We start from the raw sequence: 21042 nt of genomic DNA, 5'->3' as shown, positions 1-21042 counted from the left end.
ACCCGAAGCCGCCCGGGCGGGGTGGTTGGATGGGAGGGCGGATCCAGCTTGTCGCCGCCGTCGGCGCGGTGCGATCCTCTCCGACATGCTGCACAGCGACCTGCCGGACCACGCGTCAGTTCTCAGGGAGGTGCGGGAATTGCGGCGAGTCGGCCTGGTGCGGCTGCGTGAGCTGGAGCTCCCGGCGCTGGCCCGGGCCGCAGACATGATTGACCTGCCGGCCGGGCGGGAGTCGCGGCCCGCCTCTGTGGAGCGGCTGCTGCGGCTGGCGGTGACGCGAATCGATCCCGGCAACCTTCACACGGCCGCCGAGTACAGCCTCGGCCTGGCCCAGGGCACTCGCGACTGGCCGCCCGCCGACCGTCGGAAGCATGCCGCGGGCGTGTACGGGGTGAGCGTGGAGCGATTCCGCAAGCACCACGAGGCGCTGGTGCTGGGTGAGGTCGCCGAGTAGGTGATTCGGATGGCCGCACGGGCGGGGCAGCCGGGTCGGGCAGCGCTGTCGCGCCAGGCGGACCAGGCGGGGGAGGCGGTGGACGTTGGGCCGCTCTCGCCCGCGTCGTCGGGTCACCGGTCGCTGCGGGTCCGGGTGGGCGATCGGACCGCGCTGGTGACGGTGCACGTCCACCCCGTCGATCTGTTGCGCGATGTGGACGTCGTTGTCTCGCCGACCAACACCTATCTGGCGCTGCCGGAGCCGTACAAGTCGTCGGTGTCGGCGTCGCTTCGGCGGGTGGGAGCGCTGCGCGGGTCGACCGGGGAGCTCGTCGAGGACCTGGTGCACGAGGAGTTGCGGAGGTGGGCCGTCCGGCACGGGGCGCCGGGCCGGGCGGTCCTGCCGGGAACCGTGGCGGCGGTCGGGGCGGGGGCGCTGGTGGAGCAGGGTGTTCGGCGGATCTATCACGCCGCGGTGGCGGTCCCGCGCCTCGGGACGAACGACTACGATGTGCTGCCGGCGGACGTGACCCGGGCGGTCGCCCGGGCGCTCGCCGTGCTTGCCGAGGAACACCGGCAGTTCGATCCTCCGCTGCGCTCGATCTGTCTTCCGTTGCTCGGTTCCGGCCGAGGCGGGCTGCCGTACGAGGTCAGTCTCGGCATGCTCTGGGCCGCGGTGGAGGCCGAACTGATCCGCGGTGCGAAGTGGGAGGTGCACCTCGTGGTGCGGCGGGCTGTCGCCGCAGATCTGATCGAACGTCAACTCATGGCCGTGAAGGCGGTCGACGGAAGGATCCGATGAACCCGTACCAGGTGCTTGCGGCCGCCGCCGCCGACTGGGACCGGTTGGCCGGCCTGCTGGAACCCGCGCCGGGCCGCCAACTGGAGTTGCGGCTGCAGGCGTTGAGATTTGCCGAGCAGAACGGGCCGGCCCGGCTGCAGGCGGCCGAGGAGGCGGCACGGCTGCTGCTGGAAGCGCTGCCGGACGCCGAGTCCGGACGGCTCGACGATGTGTCCGGTGCCCGGTTTGCCGGGGACCCGCAGGACCGGTCGTACCTCGGCTTCCAAGCGGACGACCTAGCCGTGCTGGTGCTCGACGGCCACCGCATGGTCGGCCCGGTGCTCGGTCCGATCCGGGTGAGGATCCTGGCCGTACCGGCGCTCGACCCCGACGAGGTGCGGCTGCTGGGCGGTGATCCAGGCGCTGCCGGGCTGCTGAGGTTGACCGGGCCCGGCGGGAGGCTGCGGCTGCCCGGCTTCCAGTTCGGCGTCGCGGGCACGCCGTTGCCGACGGTGGTGGAGGTCAACACCGTTCTGGACGCCGAACGCGACCCGTGGGGCGTCGCGGACTGGTGGCTGTCGGCCAATGCGTGGCTGGGCGGCAACCCCGCCGACCTGCTCGGCGCCGGGCGGGACGGCCAGCTCGTGGACGCGGCACGGTACCTGTCGGAGGAGGAGTAACCGGATGGCGAACACCAGGCCCCCGCGGGTGCTGCCGGGTACGCCCGCCAAGCTGACCCTGCCGGCCGGCACCCCGCTGTACCGGCTGCACGCGGCCCGCCACCCGGCGACCGCGTTCAATCCCGTACCCGCCCACTGCCTCTACGGCGGCGGCCGTTTCGACGCGACCAGGTGCGACCCGTTCGGCTATCTCTACGCCGGGCTCACCGCGGAGTCGGCGGTGTGCGAGTCGCTGCTGCGGTCGGTTCCGTTCGATCCGGGCGGGACGCCGCGGCTGGTGCCGAGGGTCGCGATGCGCGGCCGCCGGCTGTCCTTCCTGCGGCTGGCCGCAGAGCTGGACGTGGTGTCCCTGGTGACCGGCCGGGAGCTGGCGAGTGTCGCCCAGGACTCCTGGCTTGTCCAGGCGGAGGCCAACGAGTACCCGTTCACCCGTGACTGGGGTCATTGGATCCGTGAGCACACCGACCTGTGGGCGCAGGGCTTCCTCTGGCCGTCCAAGCGTGAGCCCGGCGACCGGGTGGTGGTCCTGTTCGGTGACCGCTGCGTGCCGGACGTGATCGAGGAGACGGGCGTCCCGCCGGTCGACTTCGACACCGCCGAGGGGGAGAGGCGGCTCAACTCCTTGCTGGAGCCCTACCACACGAGGATCGCCCCGTGACGCCGGAGCGGGCGATGGACCCGGACCCGGACCCAGACGAGGTCTCCGACGACGAACTGCGCGCCGAGCGGGACGAGTTGCTGGAGCAGCTGGCAGGTCTGCGGGCGGACGACCCACAGGTGCCGACGGCGTGGGCGGTCGCCGGGGACTTCAGCTACCAGCTCTTCCTGCGGCAGGCACGCCCGGAGGACCTGGACCTGGCGGACGAGGCGTTCGAGCGGGCCTTCGCCCGGCCCGGCGACGAGGGGATCGACGACGAGGAGATCTGGGACGCCTGGCGGATCCTCCGCGCTCGCGTGCTGCTGTTCCGGTACGACGGCTGGCCGCAACCCGAACTGCTCGACCGGGCCTGGGCGTTGCTGGTCGACGGCCTGGCCGAACCGGTCGCCGGGTCGTCGTTCGAGCACCTCAGGATGCTCGGCAGGTACCTGGTGGCCCGGCTCGCCCGGTTGCGGTGGGTGCAGGCCGACGACCGGCCCGCCCCGCAACGGGCGGCTCTGCTCTCCGAGGCGCTGCGCCGGTACGACGCCGCGCTCGACGACCACGCACCCGGCAGCCCGGAGGCCGCCGAACTGCACGGGGAGGCCGGTGCACTGCACCACGAGCGGTACCGGACCGGCGGTGACCTGCCCGACGCGCAGGCCTCCGTCCGGCATTTCCGCGCGGCTCTCGAGGCGGCCACGCCGGACAGCGACGTCCCGCTGCTGCGCTACGGACTCGCCACCGCCCAGATGGTGCACGGCCAGCGCGCCCGGGACCGGGAAATGCTGACGGAGGCCCGGACCCAGTTCGGCCGAGCGCTGGTCGAGGCGGGCGAGCCGCGAGATGCTGCACGAGACGCTCGGGCGGTGGCGCGAGACCCTGCTCGGCGACGACGAGGCCCGGGCCGCCCAGGTACGCCGGTGGCGTGCGGAGCTCGACAGCCTGCGCGCGCCGTCGGCCGCCGGCGAGTTCCCCCGGCTCTCGCAGGTGTCCCCGCAGTGGCCGCAGTTGGACGCCGTACTCGCCTCGGCCCGGGCCCAGCAGGCGATCTTCGCCAAGTACACCGCGATGATGGCGGGCGAGTCCGTCCCGTCCGAGCGGCTCGAGGACGCCATCGACGACATCCTGGACCGGTTGGTCTCGGAGTACGACAACGAGGAGCTGCCGCTCCGCCGCGACCTGGCGTTCAACCAGGCGGTGGTGGCGTGCGACGGCGACCTGGACGCCGCGAGGCACGCCGTGGACGTGGACTCCGCTTCGCTGGAGGAGACGCTCGACTACCTCACCATCCAGTCCACCGCGGCGCTCAACCCCTCGGCCATTGGTGCTTCGGCCTCCACCCAGCGGCTCGCCGTCGCCGCCTGCCACGAGTGGTTCGCGCAGGCCCACGCCGGCTTCAGCCGGGACTACCGGATGGCCGAACCGCCGGACGTCCACGCGGTGTTCGCCACCAGCCACACCTTCGGGGCCCAGGTCTTCAACCTGCCGCAGTGGGCGGGTTCGTTCAACACCCCGCTCCCAGCCCTGGAACAGTCGCTCGCCCAGCACTGGGACCAGCACACTGCCCCCTTCCTGGCCTCGCTGGCCTACCCGCTGACGCGCCAACTGGTCATGCTCGGCGGCGCGATCGCGCTGCTGCTGTTCGTCGTCGGCCCGATGAGCATCGCGGTCGCCCTCGGCCTGGCCGTCCTGGCCGGCAGTATCTGCGGACTGGTGCTGTACACCCGCTCCCAGGCCGCCCGGAAGGCCATGGAATCGGCCAAGCAGCTGCTGGCGCGCGCCAAGAACGACTCCATCCACCAACTGCGCGGCGCCTGCGCCGAGTACACGGACTGGAAGACCGCCTACCGGAACGCGGACCAGGTGGAGACCCGGACCCGCGAGTTCATCGGCTCACTGGCCGCCGCCGGCCACGCCCACAGCCCGTTCGACGGGCGCACCGTCCGACCCGCCGCCGCCACGCCGCAGTCCGGAGGAACGCCATGACCACGCCCTACCCCGCCCCGCCACCACCGCGTCGCCCCGCCGCCTCCCCGTGGGCGGCCAGCCCCAAGCCCACCACGGAGCGGGCCACCAGTCGGCTGCGCCGGATCGTCGAGGGCCTGCCGGACTGGGAACCGCTGCCGCCCGGCGAGGTGACGGTGCGCCGCCCCGGAAGCGGGCTGTGACACCGGCCTGGCGGCGGCGCGTGACACTGGCCAGGCAGCAGGCAGTGCGAACACCCGGACCACTCGGCGGCCCGTACCACGCCTGGGCCGACTTCCTGGAACGCTGGTCGGCGGGCGAGCCGGTCGACGACACCGGCCTGCCCGCACTCACGCCCACCGACTTCCCCGAGGACACCTGGCAGCGGCTCGGGGCGCGGATCAGGGAAGCGCTCCAACAGCGCCTCCAGGCATGGGCGGACGCGCTCGTCGCGGCTGTCAACGCGGCCGACGACGAGTTCGCCGCGGGCCGCGCCCTCACCCAGGCACGCACCGGGCTGCACCGGATCCGGGTGCTCGCCGGCCACCCGCAGCTCCCGGCCGACCTGAAGGAGAAGCTGACCGCGATCATCGACGAGCAGACCCGCCGGGCCCAGCAGGACTTGGAACGCGAGCTGGAGCGCCGGGCGTCGCGCGAGCACGACCGACAGGCCGTCGACGCCCGCCGCCGCACCCTGCGCGACAACCCGCTCACCGCCGTCATCACCGCCACGCCCCCGGCCGACCCGGGCGGCTGGTCCTACGACCCCGCCGACGGGCCGCGCCGCCGCATCGTGCCGGGCTGACCGCGTCTTCGACCCGCCGTCCTACCGCCGTCCCGCCGAACCGAGACCCGAGGCCCAGATGTCCAACTACGCCGAGAGCCGAGACGACCTCGACAACTACCTCACTGCCCGAGTACCGGTGATCGGCCTGCGTACCATCGAGCAGCAGCGGGCGCTGCGGCTGGTGAAGGAGGTGGCGACCCGGTCGCGCCGTAGCAGCCAGCCGTTCTGGATCTACACCAGGGCCACCGGCCTGCGCGACCTGCGCTCCAACGCCACCGTCCAGGACGACCGCTCCCTGACCGGTGCCATGGAGTTCGCCGCCGCCCAGTTCACCAGCCGCCCGCAGGCCACCCTGATCCTGGTCGACCCGGACGGGCTGGAGACCGACACCCACTTCACCCGGCACGTCGCCGAACTCGCCCGGCTGGCCGACGCCAACGCCGGCAGCATCGTCTTGATCACCGACAGCCCGATCTGGAGCGGACTGCAACGGCTCGGCATGAGCCTGCAGCTCGAACTGCCGGACGCAGACGAGATGTACGGCACCATCAAGAGCTTCCTCGACGACCACCACGGCGTGGTGCCGATCGAATGGAACGAGGACGACGCGCGCCGCGCCTCGGAGTTTCTGCTCGGCGTGACCGAGGCCGAAGCGGTCAACCTGATGGCCACCATCGTCGCCAAGGGATCGGTCCAGCGCGACGACGTCCTCGCGCTGGCCCGGGCCAAGGACCGGATCTTCAGCGACCTCGCCGGCCTCGAGCGGGTCCAGCTCAAGGCATCGGACTACTCCGTCGGGGGCCTGAGCAGCCTGCGGGGATGGCTCCAGCGCAAGCACGAACTGATGCACGCTGATCTGCGCGGCACCGACCTGCGGCCGCCGCGCGGCGTGCTGCTGGTCGGCGTGCCCGGCTGCGGCAAGTCGCTGTCCGCCAAGGCCATCGCCTCGCAGTGGCAACTTCCGCTCTACCGACTCGACATGGCGAGCATCCACGGCAAGTACCTCGGCGAGTCCGAGGGCCGGATGCGGGAAGCGCTGGAGACCGCCGACCGGGTGGCGCCGTGCATCCTGTGGATCGACGAGATCGAGAAGGGGCTGGCCGGCAGCCACGACATGTCCGGCGTGCCGCAGCGCATCATCGGCCAGTTCCTCTTCTGGCTCCAGGAGTCGGACTCCCGCGCGTTCGTCGTCGCCACCGCAAACGACGTCCGCAGCCTCCCGCCCGAGCTCCTCCGCAAGGGTCGCTTCGACGAACTCTTCTTCGTCGACCTCCCCGACGCACAGGACCGCAAGGAGATCATCGATCTCTACTACCGCAAGTACGTCAAGGTCGAGCCCGACCCGAACCAGGTGGACCGCCTCGTCGACCTCTCCGAGGGATTCGCCGGCTCCGACATCGAAGCCGCCCTCCACGAGGTCGGCGCCGAGGTACACCTCAACGGCGGAGCCGCCAAGCTGCTCCCGTCGTTCGTGCTCGACACCTTCGCCAACACCACGCCGCTCAGCCGGACCAACCCCGAACAGATCGAGGAGATCCGCACCTGGGGCCGCGACCGAGCCGTCCCGGCCGGCCGCACCACGACCACCACGACGTCCGGCACCTCCGGTACACCCCGCCGCGTCGTCTTCATGGGCGAGTAACCGACCGCCCATGCGTGCGCCAGGGGTCTGTACTTTGAAAGGCTCCGTCTCGTAATCGGTGGTAACCGTTTGTGATTCAGGCGAGGAGGATGCGGTGTCATAGCCAGGAAGTGGCCTTGTCGCTGCGCACCGCCCGCAGCGTGCCGATGAAGGCACCGGCGCCGGCTGCGAGGAACTTCTGGGCCCATCCCGTCATCTGGGGTGAAGTCCGGGGAGGCTCCCGAGGAACGGCAGGCGGCGAGCAAGGCCAGCGGGTTGCTGCGGGCCAGACTGCGCTGGGCGCCTGCACCGTTGAGCAACTTTACGGACCGACGCTCCTCGGCCCCGGCTTGGTTTCCGTCAGCCGTCGGGGCCCGACGGGAACGGCGGGGGCGCGACCCGCTGTACAGGTCCATGTAGAACATGTACTGCATCAGCTGTTGGAGCGTGTGGAAGGTACGGGCGAAGACGCCCTCACCGACCGTGACGGGCGGGGTGCATGACCTCGAACAGGTCGCTCAGCCAGTCGGCCGAAGGCGAGGATGAGATCCCGCTCGACGCAGTCCTCGTACCCGGCGTAGGTCGTCAGCGCGAGCTCCTCCTTCCTCGCCACCAGCCACTCCCGCAGGAACTCGCCACCGTGATGCGCCGGTCTTCGTACACCCCGCGCGGCTCACCGTCCAGCACCGCCTTCATCTCCCGGGCCGCCTCGGCGCGGGTGGCGACCCCCGCGCCGGCGGGTCTTCCGGTTCCCGTCCTCGGGGGCAAGTTCGGCACAGTACGTCCACTTGCCGTGCTTCAGATCCCCGGCCAGCCTCGGACACCACGGCCTCAACTGCCTCCCGGATCCGCCCGTACAACCACACCGCTGGTACACCCGACCACGCTGCGCACGCTGTCCCATGAGTTTCCCCTTCTCTCGGACTGAGTGGTGCCTCCGGGCAACAGCGGCTGTCGTGTCGGGTGTGGCGGCAGAGCGCGTTGGGCGGTGCGCGAAGCACATCAGAATCAACCGGCGAAGACACGCTCAAGACGCGCTCGGAAGATCACCATCCATGACCAGTGGGCAGGCGACCATGATCCGCCCGCAGGCCCGGCCCCGTGGGCCAGTGGGCGGCACCGGCGCAGGGGCAGTCGGGCTGGCGTGACGCCGCCTTCTGAAAGCCCGACAGATTTCGGTTACAGGCAGTACCTGCGGCGGGGTGGGTGGCCTGGGGAGCATTTTGGGACCACGCCAGATGAGCGCCCATGGACGCTGATGATCCGAAACGGACACTTATGCGCAAAGTAAACGCTGAGCCACGGTCAGCAGCTCGCGGCGCCGCTTCCATTGAGAAGTCACAACTCACCTGTATCTCATGGTAGTTGAATAACAAGAAAGACCGACACCTCAGGGTCTCGGCTTTCGACGCTAAGTCGACCCCTTGGCTGGGGGTCAAGGGGTCGCAGGTTCAAATCCTGTCGTCCCGACAGTGATGTCGGAGCCCCGCTGACTGGACGAAGGTCCAGGCCAGCGGGGCTTTTGCCGTTTCTGAGAGCAGGTCAGCGCACGAACCTCAGGTGGCGACCGGGGGTCTCCGGCGGGTGCGGGGGCCGATAAATCATCCGGCCTGCTCACGCGGCATGTCGGTACTCCTGCGGGGTTCCTCCGGGTCGGTCTCGTCGGCGGATCTGAAGGTGCCTGATCTGCGCTGGCACGTCGATCGGGTCGGGTAGGGGACGGAGCGGCGCGGCTTGCTTCAGTGCTCGGTGGGGCCGGTGCTCGTTGTCGTGGGTCTCGAACTCGCGGAGCGCGTGGAGGAGGTGGCGTTGGTGCCAGATCGAAGTGCGGTCCAGGGGCTCCCTGCGGCAGGTCTGTATCCAGCGCTCCATGACGGAGTTCATTCGCGGTATCCGGATGCCGGTGGTGACAACAGTGAGTCCGGCGTCGGTCAGCAGGGCGTCGAAGGCGGCGGTGAACTTGACGTCGCGGTCGCGGTCGCGGTCGCGGATCAGGAATCTGGCCCTGGCGCGGATGGAGCGGACGGTGGGCGGGCGCCCGCGACGCCTCGGTGCGCAGGTCGCGGCATGGCGCCGCTTGAGCAGGTCGCGGTGCCACCGCGGGACCGTGTCCGGGCGGACCAGCAGTAAGAGGTGCCGTAGCTGGCCAGACGCAGCAGCACGACAGATCATGATGCCGCTGGTGCCCTGTGCAGGTGAAGATGCCGGGGAAGCGCCGAGCGGATCCGAATATCGACGATCAAGGCCGCGACCTGCGCGGATGATGTATCGGCACCCGCAGTGTCGGGCGTGATGACCAGCGGACGTCGTGTCAGATGAGGTCTCCGACGGGGCGATACCGCTCGTGATGTCCCGTCAACTCTGGCGCTGCGGCGGATGCCGGCGGTGGGCTCCGGGCCCCTGGCGGGCGCCGTCGGCGCGGTGGGGGCCGGTGCGAAGACTTTCGGACAGTTCCCGGTGGCGCGATGCCCCTCCGCGGGGGGCGTTTGGGGCGGAATCGGGGGTGTGATCCACTGGATTTCCGCCGATTTTCCGGGAATTTCGCGCACTTTCTCGGCAAGGGAATGTTTGGCATGCCGGATTTCTGGGTAATGGCGATCTTGTCGCGTGTGTCTGAAACCCTCCCCCCTGGCTCAAAGTCGCGTAAGGCGCATCATGATCAGGCGTGATTGGTCTTGATCGATTGATGTGGACAGGATGATCAGCTGGATCTAGTATCCGGGGTGGCCCGGGCCGGTGAGGCCTCGTCAGGCCCGTGAAAATTACCCGGCAACTCATCGTTGACAATCGGGGGAGTCAATATGCCCAACCCTGCCGTGTGGAACGTCGTCTTCGACGCCGGAAGTGACGCCGATATCGTGCTCGCCGCCGATTTCCCGGTGACCGGCCGCAACGAGGGCGGGTTCGCCGAGCTGGCGCCCGGTCTGAATCCGGACTTCTCGCTCTGGCAGACGGTCGCGCCGGTCCGCGCCCCCGAGACCGGCGCCTCGCCGGACGAGTACCTGGAGGGCTGGCTCTCCGAGATCGAGGCGTCCGGACGGACGGTCCGGGCGGTCATGGGCTACTGCGCGGGCTCGGTGTTCGCGGGCGCCCTGGCCGAGAAGGTCGCCGAGCGCCAGGCCGTCGCCCCCGCGGTGATCGTGTTCGACCCCGAGCTGGTCGACGTGCCCACCGCCCACCTCCAGTTCGGGCGGGTGGTCGGCAACATGACGACCATCCTGACCGAGGAGGAGATCGCCAACCTGTCCGGGACGGCGGAACTGCTCGCCGCCAAGCCCGGCATCGAGCCGGCCGAGTTCGCGGCCGAGCTGTACTCGGTGTTCACGCCGATCGGCCGGGGCGCCCTGCTCCGGGCCGGGCTGGCCGAGGACTACGCCGACGAACTGGTCGCCATGGTCGGCTCGTTCATGGCCTACCTGTGCGCCGCCTCCGGCCTCGACCCGCGGCCGGGCTGGGCTCGCGCCACGGTGGTCACCTCCGGCAGCGAGCGCAGCGGCCTGAACCGGATGCGCACCACGCCGGGCGTGGCGCCCATCGTCATCGCGGACGAGCACCGCTTCGAGGTCGAGCACCGCGACCTCCTGCGCACCCCCGCCGTCGCCGAGACCGTGGCCGGCCTGCTGGCCGCCCGGCCGGAGGGCGGCGCGTGAGCCCCGACATACCGGGCGGGGCCGTTCGCGCGTCCCGCAAGGAGACCACCCTGTGGCTGCTCGACGAGCTGGTCCCGGGCAGTGGTGCCAACAACCTGTCGCTCGGCCTGCGGGTGCACGGCCGCCTCGACGCCGCCGCGGCGGCGAAGGCCACCCAGCTCCTGCTGGAGCGCTTCGAGGTGCTGCGGACGGTCTTCCACCGCAAGGACGCCGAGCTCACCAGGTCCGTCCCGGCCTCCCTGGCCGTCGACCTGGAGGAGGCCGACCTCGGTGAGGGCGAGGAACTCGCCGCCCTGACCGCCTTCGTCGCCCGCCCCTTCCTCGCGGACGGCAGCCCGCTGGTGCGGGCCCTGCTGCTGCACGGCCCGGACCACGACGTGTACTGCCTGGCCCTGCACCACGCCGTGTCGGACGTCCAGTCCACGGCGATCCTGCGCGCCGAGTTCGTCACCCTGTACGAGGCGGTGCTCGCCGGCGGGCACCCCGAGCCCGTCGAGGTGCCCGCCTGGCACGAGCCCGAGGCGTCGGAGAAGAGCCGCCGCTACTGGGCGCAGACCATGGCCGGGTTCCGGTCCTCCGGGCTGGAGCTGTGGTGCGAGCGTGCCGAGCAGCCGGTCACCACGCTGCGGGGCGACGAGGTCACCCACGTGCTGTCGCCCGAGGCCCACGCGGTGGTGCGCCGCCTGCAGCGGGAGCTGCGGGCCCCGGAGTCGGTGGTCCTGCTCACCGCCTACGCGGTGCTCCTCGCCGCGCACGGCGCCGGCCCGGACCTGACCATCGGTTCGCCGGTGAACTCCCGCACCCGGGAGGCGATGGACGCGATCGGCTACCACAGCAACCTGGTCACGCTGCGCCTGATGCTCGACCGGGAGGCGAGTTTCCGGGATCTCGCGGCACTGGCCCGTCGTACCTTCCTGGAGGCGATGGCCCACCAGGACGTGTCCGCCGACGATCTGCTCGACGTCGTCGAACGGGACGGTTCCGGTTGGCGCAACGTGCTGTTCAAGCACGTTTTCAACTACGTTCCCTACGTCGAGGACCAGCGCGCTTTCACGATTGCCGGAACCGACGCCGAGCTCGTCGTCGTGGAGAACGGCTTCAGCCAGTTCGACCTCGAATTCTTCGTTTCCGCCAGCAAGGACAAGGCCACCGTGCGCGCGGTGTTCTACACCGGTGTGCTGGATCGATCCGACGTCGAACTGATGGTCAGCCGGTACGACGCCCTGCTGGTCGCGGTGGGCGCCGAACCGGACGCGCCGATCGCCTCGCTGCCGACCTGGTCGGAGCGGGACCACGCGGTCATCGACGCCGCCAACGCGACCGACCGCGCCGTCGAACCGCCGTCGGTGCTCGCGGGCTTCGCCCGGCGCGCCGCCGCCGAGCCGAAGGCCCTGGCCGTCCGGGACGGCGACAGCGCGGTGACGTACGGCGCGCTGTGGTCGGCCGCCGTCGACACGGCCGCCCGGCTGACCGAGGCCGGCGTGCGGCGCGGCGACGTCGTCGCCCTGCTGCTGCCGCGCGGCGCGGCCCTCGCGGCCGCGGTGTTCGGCACCTGGCTCGCGGGCGCGGCCTACCTGCCGCTCGACCCGAACCACCCCGAGGAGCGGCTGGCCCACCAGCTCGACGACGCGGGCGCCCGCACCGTGATCGTCGGCGCGGGGATCACCGCGCCGGACGGCCCCCGCGCGGTGGCCGCGCCCGACTGCGCCACGGCCCCCGAGGTGCCGGTCGACCCGGCCGCGGTGACCGTCGGGCCCGACGACCTGGCCTACCTGATCTACACCTCGGGCTCGACCGGCCGCCCCAAGGGCATCCCGATCCCGCACCGCAGCCTGGTCAACCACATCGTCGACTACGCCGAGCGGTTCGGCGTGGCCGGATCCCCCCGGCCGACCGGCTGGCTGAGCACGTACAGCTTCGACACGTCCTCGCTGGAACTGATGATGCCGCTGCTGCACGGCGGCCACACCGTGGTGCTCCCCGACGAGGCGCGCACCGACGGCGCCCTCCTCGCGGCGGCCGTCACCGCCCACGACATCGGCTTCCTCCAGGCCACCCCGACCACCTGGCGGCTGGTCGTACGGGAGGACGCCGACCTGACGGCCGGCCGGACCATCCTGACCGGCGGCGAGCCGCTGCCCGCCGAACTGGCCGACACGCTGCTCGCGGCCGGCGCCGACCTCTGGAACGTCTACGGCCCGACCGAGAGCACGATCTGGGCGACGGCCGGCCGGATGACCGCCGACCGCACCGGCCGGGTGGACGTCGGCGCGCCCGTCGCCAACACCCGGATCTTCATCGCCGACCCGCACGGCCGCCCGCTGCCGATCGGTCTGCGTGGCGAGCTCTGCGTGGCCGGGATCGGCGTCGCCGAGGGCTACCACCGGCGGCCCGAGCTGACCGGCGAGCGCTTCGGCGAGAACGCCGAGTACGGCCGCTTCCACCGCTCCGGGGACGTCGGCCGCTGGCGCCCGGACGGCCGGATCGACCTGTACGGCCGGACCGACCGCCAGGTCAAGCTGCGCGGCAACCGCGTGGAACTGGCCGAGGTGGAGGCCGTGCTGGTCGGCCATCCCGACGTCGAGGCGGCGGCCGTGGTCGTCGTCGGAGACCCCGGGGCGGACGGCTCGCTGGCGGCGTTCGTCCGGGTGCCCAACCGGCCCGAGGCCGTCGACGAACTCTGGGACCACGCACACAAGTTGCTCCCGCGCTCGGTGATCCCGCACCGGTTCGTCGCGGTGGACGCCTTCCCGCGCACCGGCAGCGACAAGGTCGACTACCTGGCCCTCGCGGCCCTCGCGGCGCAGGACCAGGGCCCGGCCGCCGCCGGCCCCGCCGCGGCCACGGACGACGAGCTGACCGGGACGATCACCGCGCTCTTCGCCGAGCTGCTGGAGCGTCAGGACCTGCACGCCGGGGCGAACTTCTTCGCCAACGGCGGGCACTCGCTGCTGGCGGTCGTGCTCGCCCAGCGGATCCGGGACCTCACCGGCGTCCGGCTCGCCCTCACCGACATGTTCGAAAACCCGACCCCCTCCGCGCTGGTCGACCGGCTGCGCCGGACCGCCTGACCGGACCTCGAAGGAGCCACAAACCCATGGAGATCCTCAAGCTGGCCGTCAGCGGCTGGTTCGCCCGCGCGCTGGCCGTCGCCGCCCGACTGGAGATCGCGGACATCCTCGCCGACGGGTCGATGACCGCGGCCGAGCTGGCCGAGCGCACCGAGACCGACCCCGACGTGCTGTACCGCCTGCTGCAGATGCTCACCGTGCCGGGCATCCTGGAGCGCGACGGCGAGAAGTTCAGGCTCGCCGAGGCCTACGCGCCGCTGCGGGCCGACCACCCGTTCACCCAGCGCCACTTCGCGATCCTCTCCGCCGAGCTGTACGACGACGCCTTCGCCGGCCTGATGCACACCGTCAAGACCGGCCGCTCCGGCTTCCAGGAGGTGTTCGGGGAGTCGCTGTACGAGTACCTGGAGACCCACCCGGAGACCGCCGAGCTGTTCGACCAGGGCATGATCGACCTGGCCGCGCCGGTCGCCCACTGCCTGGTCCAGCAGCACGACTTCACCGGTGCCAAGACCGTCGTCGACGTCGGCGGCGGCAGCGGCGGCCTGCTCCCGGGCATCCTCGCCGCCAACCCCGGGCTCAACGGCGTCGTCGCCGACCGGGCCAGCGTCTGCAGCCGCGGCACGGCCGCCCTCGGCCGGGTCCGCGACCAGGAGGTGCTCGACCGGATCAGCTACGTGCCGAGCGACTTCTTCGCGTCCGTCCCCGCCGGGGCCGACCGCTACCTGCTGAAGAACGTGCTGCACGACTGGACGTACGACAACTGCGTGCGCATCCTGCGGACCATCGCCACCGCGATGGCCGAGAGCCCGGCCGACGCCCGGCTGCTCGTGCTGGAGCCGCTGGTGGAGAACGACATCGACGGCTGGCGCGCGATGTTCCAGGCGGTGGCGTGCGACGAGGGCACCCTCGGCCTGGACGAGCCGGCGATGCGCCGGGCCCTGGAGGAGGGCGGCTTCACCGTCGAGTCGGTGACCCAGCTGCCCACCGGTCACAAGGTCCTCGAAGCCGCCCTGCGCGCCTCCTGACCATGCTCACACCGGTCTTCCTCTTCGCGGGTCAGGGCTCCCAGTACCACGGCATGGGCAAGTGGCTCTACGGGGCCGACGCCGTGTTCCGGGACACCCTCGACTCCCTGGACGCCGTCGTCCGCGACACCCGGGGCGACTCCGTGGTCGCCGCCATCCACGGCGGCGACCACGGGCCCGAGCGGCCGATGACGCGGCTGTCGCTGACCCAGCCGGCCATCTTCATGGTCGAGTACGCCCTGGCGCGGATGCTGCGCTCGTACGGCTTCGAGCCGGCGGCGGTGCTAGGCGCCAGTCTGGGCGAGGTCGCGGCGGCCGCGGTGGCCGGCATCGTCGACCCCGAGGAGTGCCTGACCTCCCTGCTGCGGCAGGTGGAGCTCTTCGAGGCGGAGTGCCCCCGCGGGGGCATGCTCGCGGTGCTCGCCGACGTCGGCCTCGCCCGACGGGACCCCGTCCTCGCCCGGGCGCACGTGGCCGCGGTGAACTCGCCGGAGAACTTCGTCCTCGCCTCGACGGCCGGGGAGCTGGACCGGATCGAGCGCCACCTCCAGGCCTCCGGCACGCTCTGCCAGCGGCTGCCCGTGCTCTACCCCTTCCACTCACCGCTGATCGACCCGATGGAGGGCGCCTTCAAGGACCTGGTCGGCTCGCTGACCACCAGGCCCGCGACGACGCCGCTGATCTCCGGAACCACCGGGACGGCCGTGCAGATGATCGACCCGACCCACCTGTGGCGGGTGCTGCGCGACCCGTTCGACCTGACGAGGGCGCTCGGCCCGCTGCTGGCCCGGGACGACCTGCTCTTCCTGGACCTCGGTCCGTCCGGCTCGATGGCCAACCTGGTGCGCGCGGCCCTGCCGAAGGGCAGCTCGTCCCGGGTCATGCCGCTGCTGTCCCCGTACGCCCGCGAGGAGGTGCTCCACCGGGCCGTGCTCGACACACGCCCCGCGCTCGCCACCCCCGCACGACGAACCGAGGTGACACCCGTGACCGCTCCGACGGCAGTGCCCGCCCGACCCGCCGGCGACGCGAAGCCGCTCGACGCCGACCCGGGGACACTCGACGTCTGGGTCTTCCCCGGACAGGGAGCGCAGGCCAAGGGCATGGGCCGGGAGGTGTTCGACCGGTTCCCCGACCTGGTGGCCCGGGCCGACGCCGTGCTCGGCTACTCCGTCCGTGAACTGTGCCTGGAGGACCCGGGCCGCAACCTGCGCGACACCCGCTACACCCAGCCCGCGCTGTACGTCGTCAACGCGCTCACCTGGCTGGCGGCCGTGCAGGAGGGCGGCCGGCTGCCCGACTACGTCCTCGGCCACAGCCTCGGGGAGTTCGTCGCCCTGTTCGCCGCGGGGGTGTACGACTTCGAGACCGGGCTGCGACTGGTCGCCGAGCGCGGCCGGCTGATGGGCGAGGTCACCGGCGGCACGATGGCCGCGGTCTCCGGCGTCGACGCCGGGCTCGTCCGGCAGGTGCTCCGGGACCACGCCCTCGACGAACTCGACCTCGCCAACGACAACGCGCCCACCCAGACGGTGATCGCCGGCCCGGTGGAGGCCGTCAACCGGGCGCTGCCGCTGCTGAAGGAGGCGGGCGCCCGCTGCGCACCGCTCAACGTCAGCGCGCCGTTCCACAGCCGCTACATGGCGCGGGCCGCCGAGGAGTTCGGACGGCTGCTGGACGCCACCACCTTCGCCGCGCCCAAGATCCCGGTGATCGGCAACGTCGAGGCCAGGCCCTACCGGGCGGGCGAGGTGGCCGCCACGCTCCGCCGGCAGATCGTCTCGCCGGTCCGCTGGACGGACAGCATCCGGCTGCTCATGGCTCTGGGCGGGTTCCGGGTGCGGGAGCTCGGCCCCGGGCAGGTGCTGACCAAGCTGATCGACCGGATCCGGACCGAGGCCACCCCGCTCCCGGCCGCGGAGCTCTCGGCCGCGGGGTTCCCGGCGGCAGGGCTCCCGAGCACGGGGTTCCCGGCCGCGGGGCTTCCGACCGCGGACGACCGGGCCGCAGGGCTGCCGGCCGCGACGGCGCAGGCCGTCCGGGGCCCCGGGGAGCTGGGGTCGGCGGCCTTCCGCCGTGACTACGGGGTCCGCCTCGCCTACGCCGCGGGCGGGATGCGCCTCGGCATCGGCTCGGTGGACCTGGTCGCCCGGATGGCGCGGGCCGGCCTGCTCTCCTTCTTCGGCGCCGCCGGACTCCCCGCGGCCGAGGTGGGCGCGGCGGTGGCCCGGATCCGGGACCTCACCCCGGCCGGCGCGCCGTTCGGCGTCAACGTCACGCACGACCCCTTCGACCCGGGAGCGGAGGACGAGCTGGTCGACGTGCTGATCCGGCACGACGTCCGGTTCGTGGAGGCCGCGACGCACGTCGAGGTGACGCCCGCCCTGGTGCGGCACCGCCTCACCGGCGCCCGGGTGCTGCCGGACGGCACCGTCCACGTGCCCCGCAAGCTACTGGCCAAGGTGACCCGCCCGGACGCGGCGCGCCTGTTCCTCTCGCCGCCGCCCGCCGCGCTCGCGCGGCAGCTGGTGGCCGAGGGGCTGCTCACCGCCGAGGAGGCGGCGGCCGGCGAGCGCGTCGCGCTGGCGGACGACGTCTGCGCGGTCGGCGACGCCGGCGACCACTCCGACCTGGCGGCGCTGTGGGCGCTGCTGCCCTCGCTGCGCCGACTGCGCTCGGAACTCGGGGGAGTCGCGCGGGCCGTGCGGATCGGCGCCGGCGGCGGCATCGGCGCACCGGAGTCGGCGGCCGCGGCCTTCGTCCTCGGCGCCGACTTCGTCCTCACCGGCTCGGTCAACCTGTGCACGGCCGAGAGCGGGATCAGCCCGGCGGCCAAGGACCTGCTGCAGCAGGCCGACGTGCACGACACGGCGTTCGCGCCGTACGGCGGCCTGTTCGAACTCGGCGGCCGTGCCCGGGTGTTCCGCCGCGGCGTGCTGTTCCACGCCAGGGCGACCAAGCTCTACGACCTGTGGCGCAACCACGACTCCTGGGACGCCGTGCCCGCCGCGGTGCGCGCCAAGGTGGAGCGCGACTACCTCGGCGCCCCGTTCGACGAGGTGTACGCGCGGCTCGGCCGCGCCGCCGAACCCGGCACCGACCCCAAGCGGCGGATGGCGCTGGTCTTCCGCTGGTACTGCGCGCAGGCCAGTGCCTGGGCCATCGAGGGCGCACCGGACCGGGTCGCCGACTACCAGATCCCCTGCGGCCCGGCGCTGGGCGCGTGCAACCGCTGGCTGGAGCACACCCCGCTGCGCGACTGGCGGGACCGCCACGCCGACGAACTGGCCGACCGCCTGATGGCCGAGGCCGCCGCCGTCGGCACCGACACCGCCGCGGCCGCCTGACCGGCCGCCATCCACCACGCCGCGCCGGTCGTCCGACCTGCCGCGCCGCCCCGGCCGCCTGCCCCGGCCCGATCGAAACGCTGAACGAGGAGCGAGCTGACCCCATGACCGACACCGCCGTGCCCGAGCACCCGCACGACGCCGACGAACCCGCCGGTACCAGCGGACCGGACCCGCTCGCCAGCGAGTTCGACCTGTCCGACCCGGCGTTCATCACCGACCCCGCGGCGGGGGAGCGCTGGCTCTCGGCCCCCCGCCCGGTCTGCCGCGGCAAGTTCGCCGACGGCAGCGACATCTGGGTGGCCACCGGCTACCAGGACGTCAGGAACGTCCTGGGCGAGCCGACCCTGCGCAGCCGCCCGCCGGGCGACTCGCACCGGCAGAGCATGCTCAGCCGGGGCGTCCCCGAGGACATCGTCGACATGTTCGACTCGACCCTGCTGACCATGGACGGCGCCGACCACATGCGGGTGCGCCGGCTCGTCACCCGGGCGCTGTCCGCGCGCCGGATGCAGGCGCTGTCCCCGGCGATCGCCCGCGTGGCCGAGCGCCTGCTGGACGGCCTGGCGGCCGAGCCCGAGCCCGACCTGATCGCGCACTACGCCCACCCGCTGGCCATCATCGTCATCTGCGAACTGCTCGGCGTGGACGAGGAGTACCGCGAGCAGTGGCGCGAGTGGAGCGAGACGCTGGCCCAGGCCCTGCGGCCCAACCCGGAGCAGTTCGCCCCGGCCGTGCGCGGCATGGCCGACGTGACCCGCAAGCTGATCGACGCCCGCCGGGCCGAGCCCAGGGACGACCTGATCTCCGAGCTCGTCGAGGCGCAGGAGGACGACAGCGAGCGGCTGAACGACGACGAGCTGGTGGCGCTGGCCATGGTCCTGGTGCAGGCCGGCCACGAGACCGTCCGCAACCTCATCGCGCTCGGCGCCCTCACCCTCCTCCAGCACCCCGACCAGCTGCGGCTGTTCAAGGAGAACCCCGGGATCGGCGACCGCGCGGTGGCCGAACTGGTGCGCCACACCGCGCCGGTGAAGCACACCTTCCGCCGCTTCGCCACCGAGCCGGTCGAGATCGGCGGGGTGACGGTGCAGCCGGGCGAGGCCATCCAGGTGGTGCTGGCGGCCGCCAACCGCGACCCGGAGGAGTTCGAGCACCCGGAGCGCCTGGACCTCACCCGCGAGCACAACCCGCACCTGGGCTTCGGCCGCGGTGCCCACTACTGCCTGGGGGGCAGCCTCGCCCTCATCGAGGGCGAGATCGCCCTGACCAGCCTGTTCGACCGGTTCCCCGATCTGCGGCCGGCCGTCGACCCGGCGGAGATCGCGCCGCGCTACCTGCTGGCCATGCAACGGTTCCCGGTGCTGCTGTCACCGGAGGAAGAGAAGTGATGAGCGACGCCACCCCCACCCCCATCCCCACCGTCGACGGCCATCCGATGCGCCGAGGCAGTTGTCCCTTCGACCCGGCCGTGGGGCTCGCGGAACTGCGCGCGGAGCACCCGATCGCCCGGATGGTGTTCCCGGACGGGCACATCGGCTGGCTGGTCACCGGCTACGACGAGGTCCGCCGACTGCTGACGGAGCGCCGGATGAGCTCGCGCGGGGAGATCCTGCGCTCGCCCATCCCGCTGCCGATGGCCTCCTCCCGCATGGCGATCCCGCCGGGCATGTTCACCGCGATGGACCCGCCGGAGCACACCCGCTACCGGCGCCAGGTCGCCTCGTGGTTCTCGGCCCGCCGCACCCGGACGCTGGAACCGTGGATGACCGAGCTGGTGGACCACCACCTCGACGCGATGGTCGCCCACGGGGGGCCGGTCGACCTGGTCGAGGCGTTCGCCGAGCCGGTGGCCGTCGCCGCGATCTGCGAGCTGCTCGGCGTGCCGGCCGACCAGCGCGAGGAGTTCGGCAAGGCCATCCAGGCGCTGTTCACCGTGCACTCCAGCGCCGAGGAGGCGATCGCGGGCTGGCAGAACATCGGCGCCGCGCTGGCCCGGCTGGTCCAGACGAAGCGCGCCGAGCCCGCCGACGACATGCTCGGCACGCTCGTCGCGGGGGGCGAGCTCAACGACGAGGAACTCGCCACGATCGGCAGCGTGCTGCTCGTCGCCGGTTACGACACCAGCCTCAACATGATCGGCCTGGGGACCTTCGCGCTGCTCGAACACCCGGAGCAGTACGCCGCGCTGGCCGCCGACCCGGAGGGGCTGGCCCCGAAGGCCGTCGAGGAACTGCTGCGCTACCTGACGGTCGTTCACGGGGGCTCGATCCGCGCGGCCGGCGAGGACCTGGAGTTCGACGGGCACCGGATGGCGGCCGGCGACGCGGTCTCGATGTCGCTCGCCGCGGCCAACCGCGACCCCGCGCTCTGCGCCGACCCGGACCGGCTGGACATCACCCGGGAGTCGGTGCCGCACCTGGCCTTCGGCTACGGCATCCACCAGTGTGTCGGGCAGCAGTTCGCCCGGCTGGAGCTGCGGATCGCCTTCGAGCGCCTCGCCGCCCGACTGCCGGAGCTGCGCCTCGCCGTCCCGGCCGAGGAGATCCGCACCCGCGCGGAGATGATCATCTACGGCGTCCACGAGCTGCCGGTGACCTGGTGAACGGGGAGACCATGCTGTTCCGCGAAATGCTCAAGTCCAAGATCCACCGAGCGACGGTGCGACAGGCGGACCTGCACTACGTCGGCTCGATCACCATCGACGCCACCCTGATGAAGGCCGCGAACCTCTGGCCCGGGGAGAAGGTCGACGTCGTCGACGTCGACAACGGCGCCCGCCTGAGCACCTACGTCATCGAGGGCGAGGCGGACAGCGGGATCATCGGCATCAACGGCGCCGCCGCCCGGCTCATCAGCCCCGGCGACACGGTCATCATCATCGCCTACGCCTCGATGACCGAGGAGCGCGCCCGCTCGTACGAACCCAGCGTCGTGTTCGTCGACGCGGACAACCGGCCCCTCACCACCGGCGGCGACCCGGCCGACGTGCCCGAGGGCTTCGGCCTGGTCCGCGGCGACACCGTCAGCGCGTGAG

15 protein-coding genes and 1 pseudogene are annotated in these 21042 nt (G+C 72.2%); 14 read left to right on the top strand and 2 right to left on the bottom strand.

What is annotated here, in order from left to right; genetic code table 11:
* Window positions 1–85 precede the first annotated feature (85 nt).
* The 3 genes and pseudogenes from ACZ52R_RS31570 (at window position 86) to ACZ52R_RS31560 (ending at window position 2554) form a co-directional block, all read left to right on the top strand.
* Window positions 86–1237, top strand: a pseudogene (locus ACZ52R_RS31570) (macro domain-containing protein).
* Window positions 1234–1896, top strand: a complete 663-nt coding sequence (locus tag ACZ52R_RS31565; RefSeq protein ID WP_465754566.1) for a hypothetical protein — start codon at window positions 1234–1236, stop codon at window positions 1894–1896. Before ACZ52R_RS31570 ends, ACZ52R_RS31565 begins: the two are co-directional and overlap by 4 nt.
* Before the next feature lie 4 nt (window positions 1897–1900).
* Complete coding sequence (locus tag ACZ52R_RS31560; protein WP_465754565.1) at window positions 1901–2554, top strand: RES family NAD+ phosphorylase; 654 nt, start codon at window positions 1901–1903, stop codon at window positions 2552–2554.
* On the opposite strand, the gene ACZ52R_RS31555 is transcribed toward ACZ52R_RS31560, so the two are convergent.
* On the bottom strand, window positions 2530–3294 hold the full coding sequence (locus tag ACZ52R_RS31555) for a hypothetical protein (RefSeq protein WP_465754564.1): 765 nt from the start codon (window positions 3292–3294) through the stop codon (window positions 2530–2532). The two genes, ACZ52R_RS31560 and ACZ52R_RS31555, sit on opposite strands and share 25 nt — an antisense overlap.
* A gap of 85 nt (window positions 3295–3379) precedes the next feature.
* Between ACZ52R_RS31555 and ACZ52R_RS31550 the strand changes: the two genes are divergently transcribed.
* The 4 genes from ACZ52R_RS31550 to ACZ52R_RS31535 are packed head-to-tail and all read left to right on the top strand — an operon-like array spanning window position 3380 to window position 6930.
* On the top strand, window positions 3380–4522 hold the full coding sequence (locus tag ACZ52R_RS31550) for a hypothetical protein (RefSeq protein ID WP_465754563.1): 1143 nt from the start codon (window positions 3380–3382) through the stop codon (window positions 4520–4522).
* On the top strand, window positions 4519–4704 hold the full coding sequence (locus tag ACZ52R_RS31545; protein ID WP_465624057.1) for a hypothetical protein: 186 nt from the start codon (window positions 4519–4521) through the stop codon (window positions 4702–4704). The genes ACZ52R_RS31550 and ACZ52R_RS31545 overlap by 4 nt, the downstream gene beginning before the upstream one ends.
* A 44-nt stretch (window positions 4705–4748) precedes the next feature.
* Window positions 4749–5306 (top strand): hypothetical protein, encoded by a 558-nt coding sequence (locus tag ACZ52R_RS31540; RefSeq protein ID WP_465754562.1) that lies wholly within the window; start codon window positions 4749–4751, stop codon window positions 5304–5306.
* 58 nt (window positions 5307–5364) lie between these two features.
* Entirely contained in the window at window positions 5365–6930 is a 1566-nt protein-coding gene (locus ACZ52R_RS31535; RefSeq protein ID WP_033354984.1) for an AAA family ATPase, read from the top strand.
* A gap of 1593 nt (window positions 6931–8523) precedes the next feature.
* On the opposite strand, the gene ACZ52R_RS31530 is transcribed toward ACZ52R_RS31535, so the two are convergent.
* A complete protein-coding gene (locus ACZ52R_RS31530; RefSeq protein WP_465754561.1) occupies window positions 8524–9081 on the bottom strand; it encodes an integrase core domain-containing protein in 558 nt (185 codons plus the stop codon).
* 629 nt (window positions 9082–9710) lie between these two features.
* On the opposite strand from ACZ52R_RS31530, the gene ACZ52R_RS31525 reads away from it, so the two are divergent.
* The 7 genes from ACZ52R_RS31525 to panD all read left to right on the top strand — a co-directional run bounded on the left by ACZ52R_RS31525 (window position 9711) and on the right by panD (window position 21041).
* The gene (locus tag ACZ52R_RS31525; protein ID WP_360493112.1) at window positions 9711–10559 is read left to right on the top strand and encodes a carbohydrate kinase family protein; all 849 of its coding nucleotides are present in this window, start codon (window positions 9711–9713) and stop codon (window positions 10557–10559) included.
* Window positions 10556–13630, top strand: coding sequence for a non-ribosomal peptide synthetase (locus tag ACZ52R_RS31520; protein ID WP_465624051.1), 3075 nt, complete (start codon window positions 10556–10558; stop codon window positions 13628–13630). Before ACZ52R_RS31525 ends, ACZ52R_RS31520 begins: the two co-directional genes overlap by 4 nt.
* A 26-nt stretch (window positions 13631–13656) precedes the next feature.
* Entirely contained in the window at window positions 13657–14658 is a 1002-nt protein-coding gene (locus tag ACZ52R_RS31515) for a methyltransferase (RefSeq protein WP_360493106.1), read from the top strand.
* 2 nt (window positions 14659–14660) lie between these two features.
* Complete coding sequence (fabD, locus tag ACZ52R_RS31510) at window positions 14661–18005, top strand: ACP S-malonyltransferase (RefSeq protein ID WP_465664392.1); 3345 nt, start codon at window positions 14661–14663, stop codon at window positions 18003–18005.
* Between the two features lie 104 nt (window positions 18006–18109).
* Window positions 18110–19396 (top strand): cytochrome P450 family protein, encoded by a 1287-nt coding sequence (locus ACZ52R_RS31505; RefSeq protein ID WP_391492864.1) that lies wholly within the window; start codon window positions 18110–18112, stop codon window positions 19394–19396.
* On the top strand, window positions 19396–20610 hold the full coding sequence (locus tag ACZ52R_RS31500; RefSeq protein WP_360493098.1) for a cytochrome P450: 1215 nt from the start codon (window positions 19396–19398) through the stop codon (window positions 20608–20610). Before ACZ52R_RS31505 ends, ACZ52R_RS31500 begins: the two co-directional genes overlap by 1 nt.
* A 14-nt stretch (window positions 20611–20624) precedes the next feature.
* Window positions 20625–21041, top strand: a complete 417-nt coding sequence (gene panD, locus ACZ52R_RS31495) for an aspartate 1-decarboxylase (RefSeq protein WP_360493574.1) — start codon at window positions 20625–20627, stop codon at window positions 21039–21041.
* Window position 21042: the final 1 nt, after the last annotated feature.

The organism is Kitasatospora sp. NPDC034023 (assembly GCF_055575795.1).
This window is presented reverse-complemented; position numbering and strand designations above follow the sequence as displayed.

Excerpts from the sequence above, each read along its gene's own strand:
- ACZ52R_RS31525 (WP_360493112.1), top strand. The coding sequence starts at position 9,711 with ATGCCCAACCCTGCCGTGTGGAACGTCGTCTTCGACGCCGGAAGTGAC.
- ACZ52R_RS31565 (WP_465754566.1), top strand. The coding sequence starts at position 1,234 with ATGAACCCGTACCAGGTGCTTGCGGCCGCCGCCGCCGACTGGGACCGG.
- fabD (WP_465664392.1), top strand. The coding sequence starts at position 14,661 with ATGCTCACACCGGTCTTCCTCTTCGCGGGTCAGGGCTCCCAGTACCAC.
- ACZ52R_RS31500 (WP_360493098.1), top strand. The coding sequence starts at position 19,396 with ATGAGCGACGCCACCCCCACCCCCATCCCCACCGTCGACGGCCATCCG.
- ACZ52R_RS31550 (WP_465754563.1), top strand. The coding sequence starts at position 3,380 with ATGCTGCACGAGACGCTCGGGCGGTGGCGCGAGACCCTGCTCGGCGAC.
- ACZ52R_RS31560 (WP_465754565.1), top strand. The coding sequence starts at position 1,901 with ATGGCGAACACCAGGCCCCCGCGGGTGCTGCCGGGTACGCCCGCCAAG.
- ACZ52R_RS31515 (WP_360493106.1), top strand. The coding sequence starts at position 13,657 with ATGGAGATCCTCAAGCTGGCCGTCAGCGGCTGGTTCGCCCGCGCGCTG.
- ACZ52R_RS31530 (WP_465754561.1), bottom strand. The coding sequence starts at position 9,081 with ATGATCTGTCGTGCTGCTGCGTCTGGCCAGCTACGGCACCTCTTACTG.
- ACZ52R_RS31545 (WP_465624057.1), top strand. The coding sequence starts at position 4,519 with ATGACCACGCCCTACCCCGCCCCGCCACCACCGCGTCGCCCCGCCGCC.
- ACZ52R_RS31535 (WP_033354984.1), top strand. The coding sequence starts at position 5,365 with ATGTCCAACTACGCCGAGAGCCGAGACGACCTCGACAACTACCTCACT.
- ACZ52R_RS31505 (WP_391492864.1), top strand. The coding sequence starts at position 18,110 with ATGACCGACACCGCCGTGCCCGAGCACCCGCACGACGCCGACGAACCC.